At 41.4% G+C, this 18,072-nt stretch carries 17 protein-coding genes; 12 read left to right on the top strand and 5 right to left on the bottom strand.

Features of this window, described 5'->3' with window-relative positions:
- The first annotated feature begins 140 nt into the window (after window positions 1–140).
- Complete coding sequence (locus tag ABC374_RS18465; RefSeq protein ID WP_350299781.1) at window positions 141–1,205, top strand: NAD(P)/FAD-dependent oxidoreductase; 1,065 nt, start codon at window positions 141–143, stop codon at window positions 1,203–1,205.
- A 60-nt stretch (window positions 1,206–1,265) separates the two neighbouring features.
- Here the strand turns inward: ABC374_RS18465 and ABC374_RS18460 are convergent, their stop codons facing one another.
- The 4 genes from ABC374_RS18460 to ABC374_RS18445 form a co-directional block, all read right to left on the bottom strand.
- A complete protein-coding gene (locus ABC374_RS18460; RefSeq protein WP_413019360.1) occupies window positions 1,266–3,212 on the bottom strand; it encodes an FtsX-like permease family protein in 1,947 nt (648 codons plus the stop codon).
- Window positions 3,202–3,963: an ABC transporter ATP-binding protein gene (locus tag ABC374_RS18455; protein WP_413019359.1), complete on the bottom strand. Its 762-nt coding sequence runs from the start codon at window positions 3,961–3,963 to the stop codon at window positions 3,202–3,204. Before ABC374_RS18455 ends, ABC374_RS18460 begins: the two co-directional genes overlap by 11 nt.
- Before the next feature lie 101 nt (window positions 3,964–4,064).
- Window positions 4,065–5,069, bottom strand: coding sequence for a sensor histidine kinase (locus tag ABC374_RS18450; RefSeq protein ID WP_413019358.1), 1,005 nt, complete (start codon window positions 5,067–5,069; stop codon window positions 4,065–4,067).
- Entirely contained in the window at window positions 5,066–5,755 is a 690-nt protein-coding gene (locus tag ABC374_RS18445; RefSeq protein ID WP_054400643.1) for a response regulator transcription factor, read from the bottom strand. Before ABC374_RS18445 ends, ABC374_RS18450 begins: the two co-directional genes overlap by 4 nt.
- A gap of 145 nt (window positions 5,756–5,900) precedes the next feature.
- Here ABC374_RS18445 and ABC374_RS18440 point away from each other — a divergent pair, with 145 nt between their 5' ends.
- Window positions 5,901–6,242 carry a zinc ribbon domain-containing protein YjdM gene (locus ABC374_RS18440; protein WP_350299778.1) on the top strand — a complete coding sequence of 114 codons (342 nt, stop codon included), beginning with the start codon at window positions 5,901–5,903 and terminating at the stop codon, window positions 6,240–6,242.
- A gap of 53 nt (window positions 6,243–6,295) precedes the next feature.
- Here ABC374_RS18440 and guaC read toward each other — a convergent pair whose 3' ends face one another.
- Window positions 6,296–7,279 carry a GMP reductase gene (gene guaC / locus ABC374_RS18435; RefSeq protein WP_034309334.1) on the bottom strand — a complete coding sequence of 328 codons (984 nt, stop codon included), beginning with the start codon at window positions 7,277–7,279 and terminating at the stop codon, window positions 6,296–6,298.
- A 1,707-nt stretch (window positions 7,280–8,986) separates the two neighbouring features.
- On the opposite strand from guaC, the gene ABC374_RS18430 reads away from it, so the two are divergent.
- The 10 genes from ABC374_RS18430 to phnD all read left to right on the top strand — a co-directional run bounded on the left by ABC374_RS18430 (window position 8,987) and on the right by phnD (window position 18,057).
- Window positions 8,987–9,844: a PHP domain-containing protein gene (locus tag ABC374_RS18430; protein WP_413019357.1), complete on the top strand. Its 858-nt coding sequence runs from the start codon at window positions 8,987–8,989 to the stop codon at window positions 9,842–9,844.
- Window positions 9,845–10,095: 251 nt separating this feature from the next.
- Window positions 10,096–10,797 (top strand): GntR family transcriptional regulator, encoded by a 702-nt coding sequence (locus tag ABC374_RS18425; RefSeq protein WP_413019356.1) that lies wholly within the window; start codon window positions 10,096–10,098, stop codon window positions 10,795–10,797.
- A 281-nt stretch (window positions 10,798–11,078) separates the two neighbouring features.
- Entirely contained in the window at window positions 11,079–11,504 is a 426-nt protein-coding gene (gene phnG, locus ABC374_RS18420; protein WP_350299774.1) for a phosphonate C-P lyase system protein PhnG, read from the top strand.
- A 14-nt stretch (window positions 11,505–11,518) separates the two neighbouring features.
- On the top strand, window positions 11,519–12,136 hold the full coding sequence (phnH, locus tag ABC374_RS18415; RefSeq protein ID WP_413019355.1) for a phosphonate C-P lyase system protein PhnH: 618 nt from the start codon (window positions 11,519–11,521) through the stop codon (window positions 12,134–12,136).
- Complete coding sequence (locus ABC374_RS18410) at window positions 12,118–13,254, top strand: carbon-phosphorus lyase complex subunit PhnI (protein WP_413019354.1); 1,137 nt, start codon at window positions 12,118–12,120, stop codon at window positions 13,252–13,254. Before phnH ends, ABC374_RS18410 begins: the two co-directional genes overlap by 19 nt.
- Complete coding sequence (locus tag ABC374_RS18405; RefSeq protein ID WP_413019353.1) at window positions 13,247–14,101, top strand: alpha-D-ribose 1-methylphosphonate 5-phosphate C-P-lyase PhnJ; 855 nt, start codon at window positions 13,247–13,249, stop codon at window positions 14,099–14,101. The genes ABC374_RS18410 and ABC374_RS18405 overlap by 8 nt, the downstream gene beginning before the upstream one ends.
- Complete coding sequence (locus ABC374_RS18400; protein ID WP_350299770.1) at window positions 14,102–14,947, top strand: ATP-binding cassette domain-containing protein; 846 nt, start codon at window positions 14,102–14,104, stop codon at window positions 14,945–14,947.
- A 32-nt stretch (window positions 14,948–14,979) separates the two neighbouring features.
- Window positions 14,980–16,158: a phosphonate metabolism protein PhnM gene (phnM, locus tag ABC374_RS18395; protein WP_350299769.1), complete on the top strand. Its 1,179-nt coding sequence runs from the start codon at window positions 14,980–14,982 to the stop codon at window positions 16,156–16,158.
- A 22-nt stretch (window positions 16,159–16,180) separates the two neighbouring features.
- Window positions 16,181–16,894 carry a phosphonate C-P lyase system protein PhnL gene (locus ABC374_RS18390; protein WP_413019351.1) on the top strand — a complete coding sequence of 238 codons (714 nt, stop codon included), beginning with the start codon at window positions 16,181–16,183 and terminating at the stop codon, window positions 16,892–16,894.
- A 128-nt stretch (window positions 16,895–17,022) separates the two neighbouring features.
- Window positions 17,023–18,057, top strand: a complete 1,035-nt coding sequence (gene phnD, locus ABC374_RS18385; protein ID WP_413019349.1) for a phosphate/phosphite/phosphonate ABC transporter substrate-binding protein — start codon at window positions 17,023–17,025, stop codon at window positions 18,055–18,057.
- Window positions 18,058–18,072: the final 15 nt, after the last annotated feature.

Genomic DNA, 18,072 nt, shown 5'->3' with positions numbered 1-18,072 from the left:
GATTGGAAATAAAAAACTCTGTTGATTTTTAAAATGAACAGAGTTTTTTAATAAATCCATATTGTAAAAAGTGAGAAAAGGGTGTACGATTAAATGAGAATGATAATCAATCACACTTGATTACCGGGGAGTGGACGGAAATGGAACAGCAAGATTTATTTGATGTAACGGTTATTGGAGGAGGGCCAGCAGGCCTTTACTCCACTTTTTATAGCGGACTTAGAGAAATGAAAGTTAAACTGATTGAATACCAGCCACGGCTAGGCGGGAAAATTCATGTCTATCCGGAGAAAATGATTTGGGATGTTGGAGGGCTGACACCCACTACTGGGGAAAAATTAATTGAGCAGCTAGTGGAGCAAGGTTTAACATTCAATCCAACAGTTGTCTTGAATGAAAAAGTGGAATCAATCACACGTAATGAAGAGGGGATCTTCGTTTTACATACGGCTTCAGGTCAAACGCACTATTCCAAGACGATCATTGTCGCGGTTGGCGGGGGAATCCTGAATCCGCAAAAGTTGGAAATAGACGGAGCAGAAAGGTTTGAAGTCTCCAATTTAAACTATACTGTTAAGTCCTTCAATCGTTTCAAGGATAAGACGGTGATCATTTCAGGCGGCGGGAATTCTGCAATAGACTGGGCAAATGAATTGGAGCCCATCGCCAAAAAGGTGTATCTGACATACAGGAAAGATAGTTTAGCAGGACATGAATCACAAGCAAAGCAATTGATGGAAAGCTCTGCTGTTTGTTTCTTGAATACGACGATTACAAAATTGATCGCCTGCGATGATCATGAATCAATTGAACATGTTGAACTGACGAATCAAGCAACGGGAGAGGTTTCTTACTTACCGATCGATGAGGTCATCATCAATCATGGTTATGAGCGTGATACATCGCTGCTTCGAAATAGTAAAGTGGACATTGCCATTGCCGACAATTATTATATTGAAGGTACTTCTGCAAGTCAATCCTCGATGGATGGAATATACGCTGCCGGTGATATCTTAAAGCATGAAGGTAAATTGAACCTGATAGCAGGCACTTTTCAAGATGCAGCAAATGCCGTAAACAAGGCAAAACAATATATCCAGCCTGACGCTCACGGAGTAGGAATGGTTTCTTCCCATAATGAAATCTTTAAAAAGCGCAATAGGGAATTGATCAAGGAAATGATGAAACCGGCTGGGGTACTTTAAAGGGAAACGGAAAAAAGCTCCAGGGCCTCATTGGCCCTGGAGCTTTTAGTATCTTCGAAATTATAGAGATTCTTTGATGACCTTCTTGTAATGAAATACGGATAGGATCCCGAAGATCGAATACAATGCCGTGTATAATGCCATGACGATGATCATCGGTGTCCAAACTTCGGTCCCGAAAAAGAACCATCCTGATTGGACTGCGAAATAACTGTGAAGCAGCCCGACGACTAAAGGAATGCCGAAATTGAAAACTTGTTTTGCTTGGATTCCTCTTAGTAAGTCACCACGCGTGAATCCCAGTTTTCTTAAAATCGTATAATTGGATTTTTCCCCTTCACTTTCATCCATTTGCTTGAAATAAAGGATGCATCCGGATGTGATGAGGAAAGTTAATCCCAAGAAGCCGACGATGAACATCATAAGCCCCATATTCTTCTTCTGGTTGGTGAAATTTTCTAATTGGGAATCATTTACATGTTCTTCTTTAAAATTCATTTTACTGAATAGATCATTCGCTTTTTCAAGTTCAGCTTCATCCTTCACATCAATGCCGATATTAACGGATGATACTTTTTGGATTTTCGGGTCGACATCCTTTTTCAAACGGTCGAATATCGTTTGGTCTACAATGGCAACGGGCAATCCGCCACTCGTGAAGTAATAGGACAGGAAGGTATCATCATTCAAACCCATATATGTTTGTGGAATCACTTCATTTTTGCCCTTCAGTTCAATCTTTCCGGAATCCTTTAAGGATATGACCTTCTCCATCATACTACTGTATCCGCTGAAAAGGGTCTCATCTTCAGCGAGGTTGATTCCTTTAACGGATTCATCACTGATGACGGGAACGGTCATGATGTCCGGATCGAAGTTCATTCCTTCGAGGCTCGTTTCCATTATTTCCTTTACATTGACATCCACTTGAATGACATCGATCACCTTTTCGTCATAATCAATTTTACTGTCTGATAAAGCTTCTTTGAATGTATCCGCATCTCCCTTATCCGTCATCGAAAAATCGGTGGGGATACTGCTTTGTGCCATTTTCTCCGCTGAGTAGTAGGAGATATAGCTTAATGATAATAATCCAATCGCTAGTGCGGAAACGGTCGTGATGATCGTCAATAATATCGCATTCGATTTCATCCGGAACATGATGGATGAAAGGGACAATACTTCATTGATGTTCAAATAGCCATTTTTCTTTTTACGGATGATATTAAAGATGAAGCTTACAGATCCTTTATAGAATAGGTAGGTACCGATGATGACAGTTGCCAGAATGAAGATCATGGCCATAAAAAGCTCAGTCATCTCTGTAAAAGCTCCATCGAATAATTTGGATGAAACGACATAGCCAGCAATGATCAGGATGATCCCGAATATCCCGATGATCATTTCGAACATCGAAACCTTTTTCACTTTTCCTTCCGTCATTGAAGTCACTCTAAATAATGATAGAATCGTTTGCCTCTTAATGAAGGCATAATTCATCAACATGATTAAAAGATAGATGGCGCTAAAAACGAGCACGGTTTGCACTAGCGGCTGAAAAGAGAATTTAAGAGTCGCGATTGCCTCGACACCCATTATTTTAAATAGTATCATGATGATCAATTTTGAAGCGGCAAACCCTACAAAGATTCCCAGGAATACGGAACAGAAATACAGGATCAGGTTTTCTACACTCAGAATACGGAATATCCTGTTCTTCGTCATGCCTATCAATTGGAATAAGCCAATTTCTTTACTGCGTCTTTTTATGAAAATGCTATTGGCATATAAAAGGAATATGGAAACAATCGCAACAAGCAGGATTGATGCAGCCTTGATGGAGGCGGCCCCTTTCACCGTACCCTCCGCTTCATCCAGCGATGGGTCATATTGCAAGGTGACAAAAGCAAAGTAAAGGGAAGCGCTGAAGACCAGGGCAAACACATACAGATAATAGTTCTTCAGATTCTTCTTCAGATTTCGCAAGATGAGTTGATTAATGCTCATTTTGAACCCCTCCCAATACACCTTGTGTTTTCATGATGTCCTTGAAGAAGGTTTGTCTGGATTCTTCACCTTTATTCAATTGTGTATAGATTTGTCCATCTTTAATGAAAATGACTCGGCTGCAATAACTGGCGGCCACGGGATCATGGGTTACCATGATGATGGTCGCTTTGTGCTTTTTATTCATTTCGCTCAGTTTGTTCAGTAAATCGGAAGCTGATTTTGAATCAAGCGCCCCAGTCGGTTCATCCGCAAATATGATGCTTGGATCATGGATGAAAGCCCGTGCTGCAGAAGTACGCTGTTTTTGACCACCGGAAATTTCATTTGGGTATTTATCCTTCACTTCATATATGCCCAGTTCCTTCGCCACGCTATCAAACTTTTGTGCCGCTTCATTAGCGGGCGTTTTTGTAATGGATAAGGGCAAAAGGATATTTTCTTTGACAGTCAGTGTGTCCAATAGGTTATATTCCTGGAAGATGAAGCCCAAGTGGTTCTTACGGAATTCGGCCAAATTCTTTTCTTTCATCCCTGAAATCTCTTTACCATCGATCGTAATGGTGCCGTTGCTGATTTTATCGATCGAGGAAAGGACATTCAGCAAAGTCGTTTTTCCTGAACCGGAAGCACCCATGATACTTACGAATTCACCTTCTTGTATGCTTATATCAAGACCCTTTAATACTTCTTGTTTATTGAATTTATTACCATAGCTTTTATGGATTTTTTTCGCTTCTAATATATTCATTTTGGATACACTCCTTTTTTTCTATATCCTCATTATAAAAGGCCATGTATTTCTTTTCCTTCGTTTGGACGAACAAAGAATAAAAGCATGTGACACTTTTGTCACATGCTTGTGATATTCACGAAATCATTTCTTTTTGGGAAGGTCAAGGTAACGGTCGTCCCGGTTCCAAGCTCTGATTTCACATCAATGGAGATGAATAGGGACTCTGCCGCATTCTTGGTTAAATATAACCCCATGCCGGTTGCCGCATTGTCACGATGGTTGGTCGTGGATGTAAATCCTTTATCAAATATGCGGGATAAATCCTTTGGGTCAATGCCCCGTCCGGAATCCTGCACTTCAAGAACCGTTTGTCCGGCTCGCTCATGGCTATAAATCGTGATATCTGAGTTTTCACTGTATTTAATGGAGTTGGTCAAGAGCTGCCTCATGATGAAGGCCAGCCATTTGGCATCACTAAGCACTTCGGTTACGTCCAATTGGATGTCGAAGCCAATCCCTTTTTGAATGCACCATGATCGCAGCGTTTTAATCTCATCAAAGATTATTGTTTCCAAATCGTTTTTCTCTATATACAAATCATTTTCGATAAAAGGCATGCGCCTTTGATGGAGCTGCTGATCAAGAAGAAGATGAATGCGCAGCCACTCATAAGTCAAGTGTGATTTCAGCAATTCATCATCCAAGCGGTCAATCATTAAATGCATCGCCGTCAATGGTGTCTTCACTTCATGAATCCAAGATAATAATTCATCCTTCTCCTGCTCTAAAGTCATTCGGCCGATTGCTGCGGATTGCTTCAATATTTCGGTTTGGTTAATGATGCTGTTTTCTATGATTTTTTCGAAAGGGCTTTCTGGTTCGGCTATATTCGTAATATCCAGGTTGTCTTCCCGCGCTTCTAAACTTTTATAAAAAAATGTTTCTTTTTTATAGCGGAATATCAGAAACATACTGAATATGAGCAACGATAAAAAAACAATATACAGTATTGGCCTTAACGGAATGGCTGAATCAAGATAGGCGACAAAGATAATGAATAGATGAAGAAGTATGTAGAATGTGATCCAGCTGAACCTTTCCACGAGATATTTTCTGATCATGCATTTGCCTCTTCCACGGCGATATAGCCCTGTCCGACCTTCGTTTCGATAAAATGCCCTAAGCCCAGTTCATCCAACCTCTTTCGTAAACGGTTCACATTCACTGTAAGGGTGTTATCGCTTATGAAACGTTTGTCATCCCATAAGCTGTTGATTAATTCTTCGCGGCTTACGATCTTGTTTTTCTGTTCAATGAGCTTTTTCAAAATGAAAATTTCATTTTTCGTCAATTCGATTGTGCCCGTCTCGGCCGATACCGTGTTCTTCTCATAATCCACAGTTGCGCCGCACCAGGTTTTCAACTCGATCTTTTCGGTATTGTAATTATAGACACGGCGAAGTGTGGCCTGTATCTTCGCGATGAGTACATCGAAATGAAAAGGCTTCTGGATAAAATCATCGGCTCCAAGCTGCATGGACATCACCATGTCGGTTGGATGATCGCGTGATGATAAAAAGATGATGGGAACATTGGAATGGGCCCGGATCATTCTGCACCAATGAAATCCATCAAACTTCGGCAACTGTATGTCAATGATGACCAAATCAGGTTTTATGTCCGTGAATTCCTGAACCACTTTACTAAAATCGCCGATTCCGTAAATATCATAAGACCATTGCGCCAATCTATCTTTAATTTCATTGAATAACGTCGTATCATCTTCTATCAAAAGAAGTTTAAACAATGGGTTCACCGCACTTTCCAGCTTTTTCTTAAAAGTATATAGTAAAACCTTTATAGGTTCTAGAGGAGGGGAGGTAATAGACTACTGGTTGTGTGTAAACCATTATTATATTAAAATTGGCATAATGAATGGAGGAAGTGAATTTATGCCTGATTTTCCTAATTGCCCTGCATGTGATTCAGAATATACATACGAAGACGGAAGTCTTTTTGTTTGCCCGGAATGCGCCCATGAGTGGACGATGGAAGCGGAAAACGAAAATGGTGATCAAAAGAAGGTTATCAAAGATGCTAATGGAAATACCTTGAATGATGGTGATACCGTTACGGTAATCAAGGACCTTAAAGTGAAAGGGAGCTCATCCGTCTTAAAAATGGGCACTAAAGTCAAAAGCATCCGTCTAGTTGATGGAGATCATGATATTGATTGCAAGATTGATGGTTTTGGTGCAATGAAATTAAAATCCCAATTTGTTAAAAAGGTATAATGATAAAAAACGGCCTAATCCATTGATTAGGCCGTTCTTTATTACGTTCCTTCTTAATAAACTTTGTCACCGTTAAAGATTGAATTCTTTACGACCACATAATCCACGTTCCTGATGGCTTCCAACTTGGTTCCGCCTGCATATGAAATGGAAGACTGAAGATCTTGTTCCATTTCCTTCAACGTATCTTCCAAAGATCCTTTGTGCTCGACAAACATCTTTTTGCCTTCAACGTTTTTCTTTTCACCTTTTTGGAATTCAGAAGCTGAACCAAAGTATTCTTTAAAGGCTTTTCCATCTTTCTCGATCGTTTGACCTGGAGATTCTTCATGTCCGGCAAATAGTGATCCGATCATGACCATCGAAGCTCCAAATCTAACTGATTTGGCAATATCACCGTTTGTGCGAATGCCGCCGTCAGCAATGATTGGCTTGCTTGCCGCTTTTGCACACCAGCGAAGTGCAGCTAATTGCCAGCCGCCTGTTCCAAATCCAGTCTTGATTTTAGTGATGCATACTTTCCCTGGTCCAATGCCCACCTTTGTAGCATCTGCACCGGCATGTTCCAATTCACGTACCGCTTCAGGAGTTCCCACATTTCCTGCAATGACAAAACTTTCAGGTAAATGTTTTTTAATATGCTGTATCATCTTTATCACGGCATTGGAATGTCCGTGTGCAATATCTATCGTAATGTATTCAGGCACAATGTTGTCATTCGATAATTGTTCGATGAATCCGTATTCTTCTTCTTTAACGCCGACACTGATTGAAGCGATCAATTCTCTTGAATGCATGTCTTTAATGAAAGTCAGTCGTTTTTCTGGCTCAAAACGATGCATTACATAAAAGTAACCGTTTTCAGCCAAGTAAATGGCAATCTTTTCATCAATGATCGTTTGCATATTGGCAGGTACTACAGGTAACTTGAATGTATGTTTACCTAGAGTAACGGATGTATCACACTCAGAACGGCTATTTACTACACATTTTGCAGGAATTAATTGAATATCTTCATAATCAAACACGTTTTCCATGTTATGCACCTCTATATACGAATATTTTTGTCTTTTTTAATAAAAATTGTTCGCCCATTAGGTAATGTACATCATTTTTGACAGTAAGTCAAAATTTTTATTGGTTTTATTTTGATTTTATTTCAGCTAGATGGAAAATCCGTAACAGGATAGGAAGCGAAATAGACAACGAAAATGATTTCCACTCCGGCACTCGCTTTCCGCGGTCGGGAGTCTCCTCGGCGCGCCTGCTGGGTCTCCCATGCCACGCTTTTCCCGCAGGAGTCTCGTGCCTACCGTTCCAATTAACTTTGTTTTATTTAGAACCCTTTTGTCTACAAACTAGATAATATTTGTTTGCCAACATTTTTTTGTGGGTTTGTAAAATGGGAACGTTGATTTCCACTTCAGGCACTCGCTTTCCGCGGGCGGGCGGGAGCCTCCTCGGCGCGCGCCTGCGGGGTCTCCCATGCCACGCTTTTCCCGCAGGAGTCTCGCGCCTTACGTTCCAATCAACTTTGTGTAAAAAGATAGGTCTTCTTTGTCTACAAACTGGATAATATTTGTTTGCCAACATTTTTTTGTGGGTTTGTAAAATGGGAACGTTGATTTCCACTCCAGGCACTCGCTTTCCGCGGGCGGGCGGGAGCCTCCTCGGCGCGCGCCTGCGGGGTCTCCCATGCCACGCTTTTCCCGCAGGAGTCTCGCGCCTTACGTTCCAATCAACTTTGTGTAAAAAGATAGGTCTTCTTTGTCTACAAACTAGATAATATTTGTTTGCCAAAAGTTTTTTTGGGGTTTGTAAAATGGGAACGTTGATTTCCACTCCAGGCACTCGCTTTCCGCGGGCGGGAAGGAGCCTCCTCGGCGCGCGCCTGCGGGGTCTCCCATGCCACGCTTTTCCCGCAGGAGTCTCGCGCCTTCCGTTCCAATCAACTTTGTGTAAAAAGATAGGTCTTCTTTGTCTACAAACTAGATAATATTTGTTTGCCAAAAGTTTTTTTTGGGTTTGTAAAATGGGAACGTTGATTTCCACTTCAGGCACTCGCTTTCCGCGGGCGGGCGGGAGCCTCCTCGGCGCGCGCCTGCGGGGTCTCCCATGCCACGCTTTTCCCGCAGGAGTCTCGCGCCTTACGTTCCAATCAACTTTGTGTTTTAAAAGAAAAAACTGCAGGCCGGGCTCATCTAAACCATGTTTAAGACTAGTTTATCTTTCATGTTTTTTTCCTGTACTCCTTAATGGATGGAAGAAATTTGCGACACTCCTGCCGAATAACTGGCTAGCCGAGACCCCACAGACGCTTGCGTCGAGGAGGCTTGGCAGACAGTCGGCGGAAAGGGAGCGGATTTCTGAAATCAACTGGAATTTTTAAAAGAAAAAACTGCAGGCCGGGCTCATCTAAACCATGTTTAAGACTAGTTTATCCTTCATGTTTTTTTCCTGTACTCCTTAATGGATGGAAGAAATTCGCGACACTCCTGCCGAATAACTGGCTAGCCGAGACCCCGGAGACGTTTACTTTGATGCGGCTTGGCAGACAGTCGGCGGTAAGGGAGCGGATTTCTGAAATCAACTGGATTTTTTTGTCTACAGCCTGAAATACTTAAGTATTTTCACCAATTTGTATGACGTTTACACCTTTACGTTTTTTTACATCTTCTTAACGAGACCGACATGGCACTAAGTTAAAATGATAATGGGCAACAAAAAAGAATGGGGGGATTGGCATGAAGGTTGAATTGCATTGTCATACGAACATTTCAGATGGTTCCAGTTCTTTTGAAGAACTATTGGAGGTGGCAAAAAGGGAGAGCATTGGTCATTTAGCAATTACAAATCATGATACAACGATAAGATTGCAAGAGATGGTGGAACGGGGAAAGGAAATAGGAATTGAAATCATCCCTGGTATAGAAGTTTCTGGTTATGACTTTGCAAGAGGCAGGCGTGTACATATTTTGGGCTATTTTGTTGAGCCTGGTCATAAGGCACTTGAGGAGCTTTGTAGTCCATTGATTGAAAAAAGGAATGCAGCTTCTGAAAAAATGGTGGAACGACTAATCAATGCAGGCTATCGAATAACTTGGGATCAGGTTACTAAATTCAGGGGAGGAACCGGTGTTTATAAACAGCATATTATGCTAGCGCTGCGGGAATCGGGGTATACGGATTCCATCTATGGAGATTTGTATAAGAAGATCTTCAGTCGCGGCCAAAATAGAGAAGAGCCAGGCATTGCCTTCATTCCTATGGAGTATGTGGATGCCATTCTTGCTGTAAAGGCGATTCGTGCTGCCGGAGGCGTGCCGGTCCTTGCTCACCCTGGTCAATACGGGAGCTTCGAAATTATTCCTGAGCTTGTAGAAGCAGGGCTTGAAGGGATTGAAGTTCTTCACCCTCATCATGGGCATGCAGAAGAGGAAAGAGCGATTTCATATGCAGATCAATATAATCTCATTAAGACAGGTGGTTCGGATTTTCATGGGGATTATGGGGAGAAGTCGATTCGTCTTGGCAGTATGAGCCCAGGAAGGGAATGTGTGGATGCTTTGAAATTAAGGAAAAAAAGCATGGCCATTAAATGATGTTCATTAAACCAGGAATCTTGCTGTGAAAGCGGCCTGCTAAATATGCTGGATAAGCCATTTGAAAGACTGAACAATGCAGGAGGATGTATTGAAAAGATTCATATGATAAGTATTTCTTTTGTTCTGGTAATTGACCAGGACTTTTTTTTTACAAGAAAATCATGGTAGCTTCATATTTTCTCATTACACTGACATTAACAAGGAAAAATGGGTATTATGCAGATCGAATATGTAAAGGGGGATTTCTGTTGGCGGAAAAAAACTTTTTAGTGGATCATTTGATATCTGAAATTAAGAGTGGGACCTTTCAATTGGATAAAAAGTTACCTTCAGAGCATATACTCGCCGATCAATTTAATGTACCAAGAATGGTTGTCAGGAAGGCATATGAGCAGCTTCAAGATTTAGGCTTTATCTATTCAAAGCAAGGTAAGGGAAGTTATGTCCAGGAAACAAAAAAACAAATTCCGTTAATTCTATCCGGAGATGTTAGTTTCACCGAGAAAATGAAAGAATTTCAGTTTTCCTTTCAAACGAGTACTATTTTTTGCGAAGAAATTTTTTATGATCAGAAGATCTTTCAAAGCCTTGGGGTGGAAAGTGATGACAAGGTCTTTAAAATTGGCAGGCTTAGGTTAATGGACGATTTCCCGATTGCTCTTCATACATCTTTTGTAGCAAAATCAACATTTCCTGAAATAGAAAAGGACGGTCCGGATATAACCTCCATGTTTCAATATTATCGGCAGCGTGGCTTTGTAGAATTCGGATCCAGCAGGAGCACGCTGAATGTGATTTTTCCCACACTATTCGAACGGGATATTTTGCAGTGTTCAAGTTTAATTCCACTTTTGGAAGTGGAATCATTATGCCGGGATAAGCGGAGCAATCAAGTCCTTGAGCACACGAACATAATCTATCGGAGCAATTGTTTCACATATGTTATATAAAAACTTCCATTCTAGATATCGGTCGAATTCACTAGTAAATGCCCTGAATTCACGAGTAAAAGTACGAAACTCACGAGTAAATGTCCCGAATTCACGAGTAAAGGTACGGAACTCACGAGTAAATGCTCCGAATTCACGTGTGAAGCACGAAATTTGAATAGTGCAGGCCCGGCTTTAACAAATTTCATACAAAGATTTACTCTTTCTTAACGTACGTTCACTTGGCAACAAGATACAGTGAAGATGTTAGCTTGAAACTAAAACATTTGGAGGCCATTGGAATGAGAAGAAGGGAAAGAACCGAGATTTTGATTCAAGGCTCTGAGGACATTGCGAAGGAATTTGCCAAGGAAATAGCAATGAAATATAAAGTTACCGTCATTCAAAAGCCAGAGAGTGCCCTCGTGTTGCTAAAGACAAGGGAAACGGCAAAAAAGAGCTTGTTTTATCTAGGGGAAATGCTGGTGACTGAATGCACGGTACAAATCCAGGATTCAATCGGGATTGGTATCGTTAAGGGACATCGGGAAGAACTGGCGCATAGTTTAGCGATCATTGATGCCGCTTATGAGGCTGACCTTGGCGAAACAAGATTATGGTCACATGTTTTAGAAAATGAGAAGAAGAATATACAGAAAAATCTTCAAGAGCTGAATCGATCAATCTTAAGAACCAAGGTTAATTTTGAAACAATGGATGTTCAATAAGAGGGGGGAAAGCAATGAATTTGGATGTAGTTCATGATATACAAACTGTTTATAGAAAGCTTGTAACGGCGACTTCAAGACCTGGAACTTTAATGGTTTTGGATAGGGAAGCCAAGACATTGGATGTTCAAATGGAATGCTTATCTTCTACTATCCTGCTTGCACTTACTGTACTTGACCCTGAAGTGACTTTTAAGGTCATTGCAAAGGAGGAGGAGGCGGTGTCAAGAATGATTAATCAGCTTACTTATTCAAAGCCTGTCGATTTGCCGGAAGCGGATTTTATCTTTATTTTACATGATGCCTCCGACGAGCAAATGAAGGAAGCACTGAATAAAGCAAAGGTAGGAAATCTATTGAACCCTCATGAATCGGCGATGATCATTCTAGAAGTATCGGATGTGACGAAAGGGGACTCAATGATCCTTTCTGGACCGGGAATTCAAGAGGAATCTTTCATAAGCCTCCCGAATGTCTCCGCCTGGCTTGGTGCAAGGAACGAAAAAAACATAGAATTCCCGTTAGGAATCGATATGTATTTTGTTGATCAACAAGATCGTTTAATAGCTTTACCGAGAACGACTCAAATCAAAGAAAATGGGGGTGAGATTATATGGGATATGTTGCAGTGAAGGGCGGAACAAAGGCGATTGAGGAATCCATCAAACGCTTAAAGTATGAACGGGTCAAAAAAGGGACGGCTATAGAGCTGCATAAGATAGAAGCCGGGATGAGAGGATTGATTGATCAGGTTATGTCAGAAAGCAGTTTGTATGATCAATCACTGGCTGCACTTGCCATTAAACAGGCTGAAGGCAATCCGGAAGAAGCTGTTTTCCTCTTGAGAGCCTATCGATCCACATTGCCGCGAAAACATGTTTCACGGGTGATCAGTTCTGAAAATATGAAAGTGGAACGGCGGATTTCAGCGAGTTTTAAGGATGTACCTGGCGGACAGATTTTAGGTGCCACGACCGATTATACGCATCGGTTACTAGATTCGGAGCTGGAAAATGAATCGGATATAAGCATTCAAGATTGGTTACGGGCTTTTCAAGAGCAAGATCATTCAACAGAATATCAGAACGATATGGCTGATTTAAACTCCCTGCCTAAAGTTTTGGACTACTTAAGAAGTGAAGGCTTATTAGCAAGCTGTGAAAACAATGATTTGCAGCCTGGGGATGTGACAAGGAAAAGTCTGGAGTTTCCTTCAATGCGGAGTGAACGCCTGCAAATTTTAACAAGAGGCCAAACCGGTGCAGTGACATCACTTGCTTATGCAGTCATCCGTGGATATGGTGCACTGCACCCGACAGTAGGGGAGCTGCGCGTAGGACAGCTGCCCATCCATCTCGATCACCCGCTGCTGGACGAAGGGCAAGAGGAAGATAGCTATTATATTGGGGACTTCACAGCAACCGAGGTAGAGATGCTCATTCCGCTTACGGTAGAGAAAGAACAAGGCAAAAAAGAAATAGAGTTTGAAGTTGGCTATGGCATGTGCATGGGACAAAATGAAACGAAAGCAATCGCAATGGGCATCTTGGATAATTGCCTGGAAAAACCAAACAAGGAGTTTCCAAGTCACAACGAGGAATTCGTTCTTTATCATATAGATTCAGTGGAATCAACGGGTTTCATTTCCCATTTGAAGATGCCTCATTACGTTACGTTCCAATCCAAGCTTGATAGCATTCGGAAGTCAAAAGATAAGACCACAGAGCAGGAGGTTGGATTGCATGAATAAGACTTATAATTTTGCATTCTTTGATGAAGGGTCGAAACGGGAAATAAGAAGGGCAACACTGAAGGCGATTGCCATTCCCGGTTATCAAGTCCCATTCGCTTCAAGGGAAATGCCGATTGGAAGAGGTTGGGGCACGGGCGGCTTGCAGTTGACATTGTCATTGATCGGAAAGGATGACGTCCTTAAGGTGATCGACCAAGGCTCGGATGAATCCGTTAATGCCGTTAACATAAAAAAACTCGTATCTGATACCACTGGGGTAAGGACAACAGATAGCACAAAAGAAGCCTCTTTAATCCAGTCAAGACATAGGGTGCCGGAAGTGCCACTGCAACGAGACCAGATTTTAATTCTTCAAGTTCCGTTACCGGAACCTTTAAGGAATTTTGAGCCGAGCGAACATGAAACGAAAAAGCTGCATGCTGAGAGAGAGTATAGCGGAGCATGGCTTATGTTATTTGAACAAATTATGAAGTACGGAATAATGGCGACGGATGCAGACCATCCGGTGATGGTTCACGACAGGTATGTCATGGCACCAAGTCCAATACCAAGATTCGATAATGCCAAGCTGGACGGTAATGAAGCTCTCATTTTGTTAGGTGCAGGCAGAGAGAAAAAGGTATATGCAGTACCCCCATATACAAATGTATCATCTTTGGCATTTGATGATTATGAATTTGAAATCGAGTCCTTTGCAAATCATGCTTGCATTCTCTGCGGGTCCAATGATGTGTTTTTGGATGAACTTGTTGATGAGGAATCAGGTGAAACGTATTTCCAATGCAATGATACAAGCAATTGCCTTGAAATGGTCAATCAAAAACAATCATTGGGAGTGAATTAAATGTCTGTGCTTGAGGTTCCCGTATTATCGGTTAAACAAATGAACAAACAGTATGGTGACGGATGTTCGGCATGCAAGCAAATGAAATCAGGAAAAGTGACGAAAAACTATTGCCACGAATGCGGGACGATATATGCCTGCAGAGATGTGACGTTCGATTTGTATCACGGTGAAGTTCTCGGAATTGTAGGGGAAAGCGGCAGCGGTAAATCCACTTTAATGAAAAGTTTGTATTTTGACGAAGAAGTAACAGATGGAGAACTGTTTGTGGCTGGCTTTGAGGATGGAAAAAAGAATTTATTCCTCGAGTCTGCCCAGAAAAAAAGATTCGTTCGAAACCACTTGATGGGGAAGGTTTATCAAAACCCGATTCTAGGGTTGAAAATGGATTTCTCCTCGATAGGCAATATTGCCGAGAAGTTGATTTCAGCTGGGAACAGACATGTTGGCAGCATGGAAACAAGAGGCGCCGAGCTCCTTGAGGCAGTCAATATTCCCATTCATCGAATGAAAGAAGACCCGAGGAATTTCTCAGGGGGAATGCAGCAACGGGTCCAGATAGCCAAAGCATTGTCCAACAATCCTCCCATACTGCTTTTGGATGAGGTCACCACGGGTTTAGATTTATCAGTTCAAGCAAGTGTATTGGATTTAATTAAAGGTCTTCAAAGAGATTTGAATATTAGCATTGTATTGGTATCCCATGATTTGGGCGTAATCCGAATGCTTGCAGACCGTACGCTCGTTATGCTGGAGGGTAAAATAATCGAGCGAGGTTTAACAGATCAAATACTCGAAGATCCACAGCATCCTTATACCCAGCAATTGGTACACTCGCTGCTGTAAAAGAAACTAAACCGAAAATGGGGGAAGAGACATTGTTGCTGATTAAAAATGGAAAAATAATAACGGAAGACTCGATCCTGATGGACCATGATCTCTTAATTAAGGATGATAGAATTTGCCGGATTGCACCTGTGGGAGAAATCGAAAGAAGTCCTGAGATGGAAGTGCTGGATGCTATGGGCGGATATGTTTCACCTGGTTTCATTGATCTCCATTCTGATTATATTGAACATATGACTGCGCCGCGCCCGACTTCTTTAATGAATTTTAATTTGAGCTTAAGAGAAACGGAAAAGGAACTGATTACGCACGGAATCACGACCATGTTCCACTCTTTATCGCTCTATAAATCCACTGAATACGCATATAAGCCAATTCGGGAGCCGGAGAATGTTAGGAAGCTTATTGACTTGATTGATCAAACACATAAGATGAAGCACCTAGTACGTCATCGGTTTCATGCCCGTTATGAAATCGATAATTTGGAGGATATTGATAGTCTAAGAGAATATGTTTCGGAAAAGAAAGTGCATCTGGTCTCATTCATGGACCACACTCCAGGACAAGGGCAGTATCGGCATCTAGAGATTTATCGAAACACTTTACGAGGGTATAACGATTATAGTGATGAAGCCATTGATGTCATGATCCGGACTCATCAAGTGAAAGAAAAGCTGACGATTGAAAGAATGAAGGAAATCGCACTGCTGGCAAGGGAAAACAATATTGCCGTTGCCTCACATGATGATGATTCAATAGAGAAGCTTGAATTGGTTAACAGCTTTGGAACGAGTATTAGTGAATTTCCAATCACACTTGAGATTGCCCGCAAGGCCCATGATATGGGGATGTATACTATAGCCGGTGCACCAAATGTGCTTTTAGGAGGTTCTCACAGTGGGAACTTAAGTGCCTCTGAAGCCATTCAGGATGGAAGCATTGACATATTATGCAGTGATTATTACCCTGCGGCCCTTCTGCATTCAATGTTTGAATTAGTCGAAAACCATGGGATGGATCTTGTCGATATGTTCAAGCTAGTTACGATTAATCCCGCAAAGGCAGTTAAGATGGAGGACGAAATTGGATCGATTCGTGAAGGGAAAAAGGCTGACATACTTATTATTGAAAAAATTTCTGGTGATTTCCCTGTAATAACAACTGTGATTGTAGATGGAAAATTGATTCAAAAAACGAATTACAGGATATAAATTTTAGAAAGCGGGTGGCAAAGTGGAGAACATATTGGAGATCAATGATTTATCCAAGTCTTTTATTTTACATAATCAACGCAAGAATATCCATGCGGTCAGCAATATTACGATCACAGTGAAAAAAGGCGAATTTATTGGCATTACAGGCAAGAGCGGCAGCGGAAAATCAACGATCCTAAAATCGATTTATGGTACCTATCGGGTTCAAGAAGGAGACATCTGGTATGATTCTTCCCACTATGGTGCGATTAATCTAGCGAGAGCTACAGAAAGGGAAATGATTTACCTGCGTAAGCATGAGATAGGCTATGTATCCCAATTTTTAAATGTCATGCCAAGAACTACAGCAAGGCAGCTCGTTACCGGGGCCATCCTTGAAATGGGACAAACCAGGGAAATGGCCAATATTGAAACAGAAAAAATCCTCGATCACTTTGAAATAGGAAAAGGGCTATGGGACAGTTACCCTGCTACTTTTTCAGGAGGAGAGAAGCTAAGGTTAAATATTGCAAGAGCAATGGTGAAAAGGCCGCGGCTCCTTCTGTTGGATGAACCGACTGCAAGTTTGGACCACGATTCTAAAGTGAAGGTGAAAACCCTGCTTGAACAGCTAATGAACGAAGGAACGACAATGCTGGGCATTTTTCATGACTTGGAGTTCATGAATCGGTTAGTAACAAAGGAATATAGCATGCAGAATGGATGTTTTACTCAAGCTATTCAAAAAATTTAATGATGAATTCACACAAATTTTACTGAATATTCAGCCCCCTTAACGACAGGTTAGTATTGTACCGGTATTGTTATATGTGAAGTGACTGAAATGAGAAAAGATCTTTTAAATTGGAGGGGAGATTTAACGTGAAAAAATCGATGATGTCCATATTGATGTTAGTTATTTTACTTGTGTTTACAGGCTGTTCTTCTAGTAGTTCAACAGGTGCAAATGAAGATGATACATTGACCGTAGCATGGCTGCCAAATGAATCAGGGGAAGATTTAGGGGAAGCCCGCGATGAAATCGGGAAGATCTTAGAAGATGCCACAGGAAAGAAAGTCGAACATAAGACCACTACGGATTATAACATTGCAATCGAGGCCATTGCTAATGGAAACGCAGATTTAGCATTCCTGGGAGCACAAGGATATATTGAAGCAAACAACAAAAACGATAGTGTTCAACCTCTGGTTGTTCCAAGCGGTGAATCAGGTACGTTGGATGATGCAGTCTATAATAGCTGGCTGGCTGTTCAAAATGCGGATGACTATAAAAATAACGGCGAATATAAGATAGACGGTATCCAAGGGAAAAAGTTCTCTTTCGTATCAAATAGCTCTACATCAGGCTTCAAAGTTCCTTCCACAGGAATCGTTGATTATTTCTCGCAGCAAGATAAGTTTAAGGAATTAAAAGCCGAGGATTTATTGGAAGGCGGGAAAGATAAATTCTTCAGTGAAGTGCTTTACGGCGGTTCACACCAAGGTTCGGCTGTAAATCTTTTGACAGGGAAAGCGGAAGTGGCTGCTTTTTGTGACACATGTGTCAATAATTATGTGGAGCTGGCCGATGGGGAAGAGAATAAAGCAGGTGCCGTGTATAAGGTAAAGAAGGATGCAGCTGAACCCTTCAACACAGTTGTGGGTAAGACATTCTCACTCATTTCAGTGACTCCAGTCTTGAATGCACCTTTCGTTGTTAACACCGAATTAGTCAGTGAAGAAACACGTGAAAAAATTCTTGAAACGTTGATGTCTGATGAAATAGCAAATAACGATAAAGTTTTTGTACCGGAAGATTCTAAGTTATCAGGGCTATTTAAACGGGTGAGCGGAAAAGAAAGATTGGTAGAAGTCGAGGATGACTGGTTCAATCCAATTCGTGAATTATCTAAATAACGGCAGTAATATGTA

Source organism: Peribacillus phoenicis (assembly GCF_047238085.1).
Classification (GTDB): domain Bacteria; phylum Bacillota; class Bacilli; order Bacillales; family DSM-1321; genus Peribacillus.
This window is presented reverse-complemented; position numbering and strand designations above follow the sequence as displayed.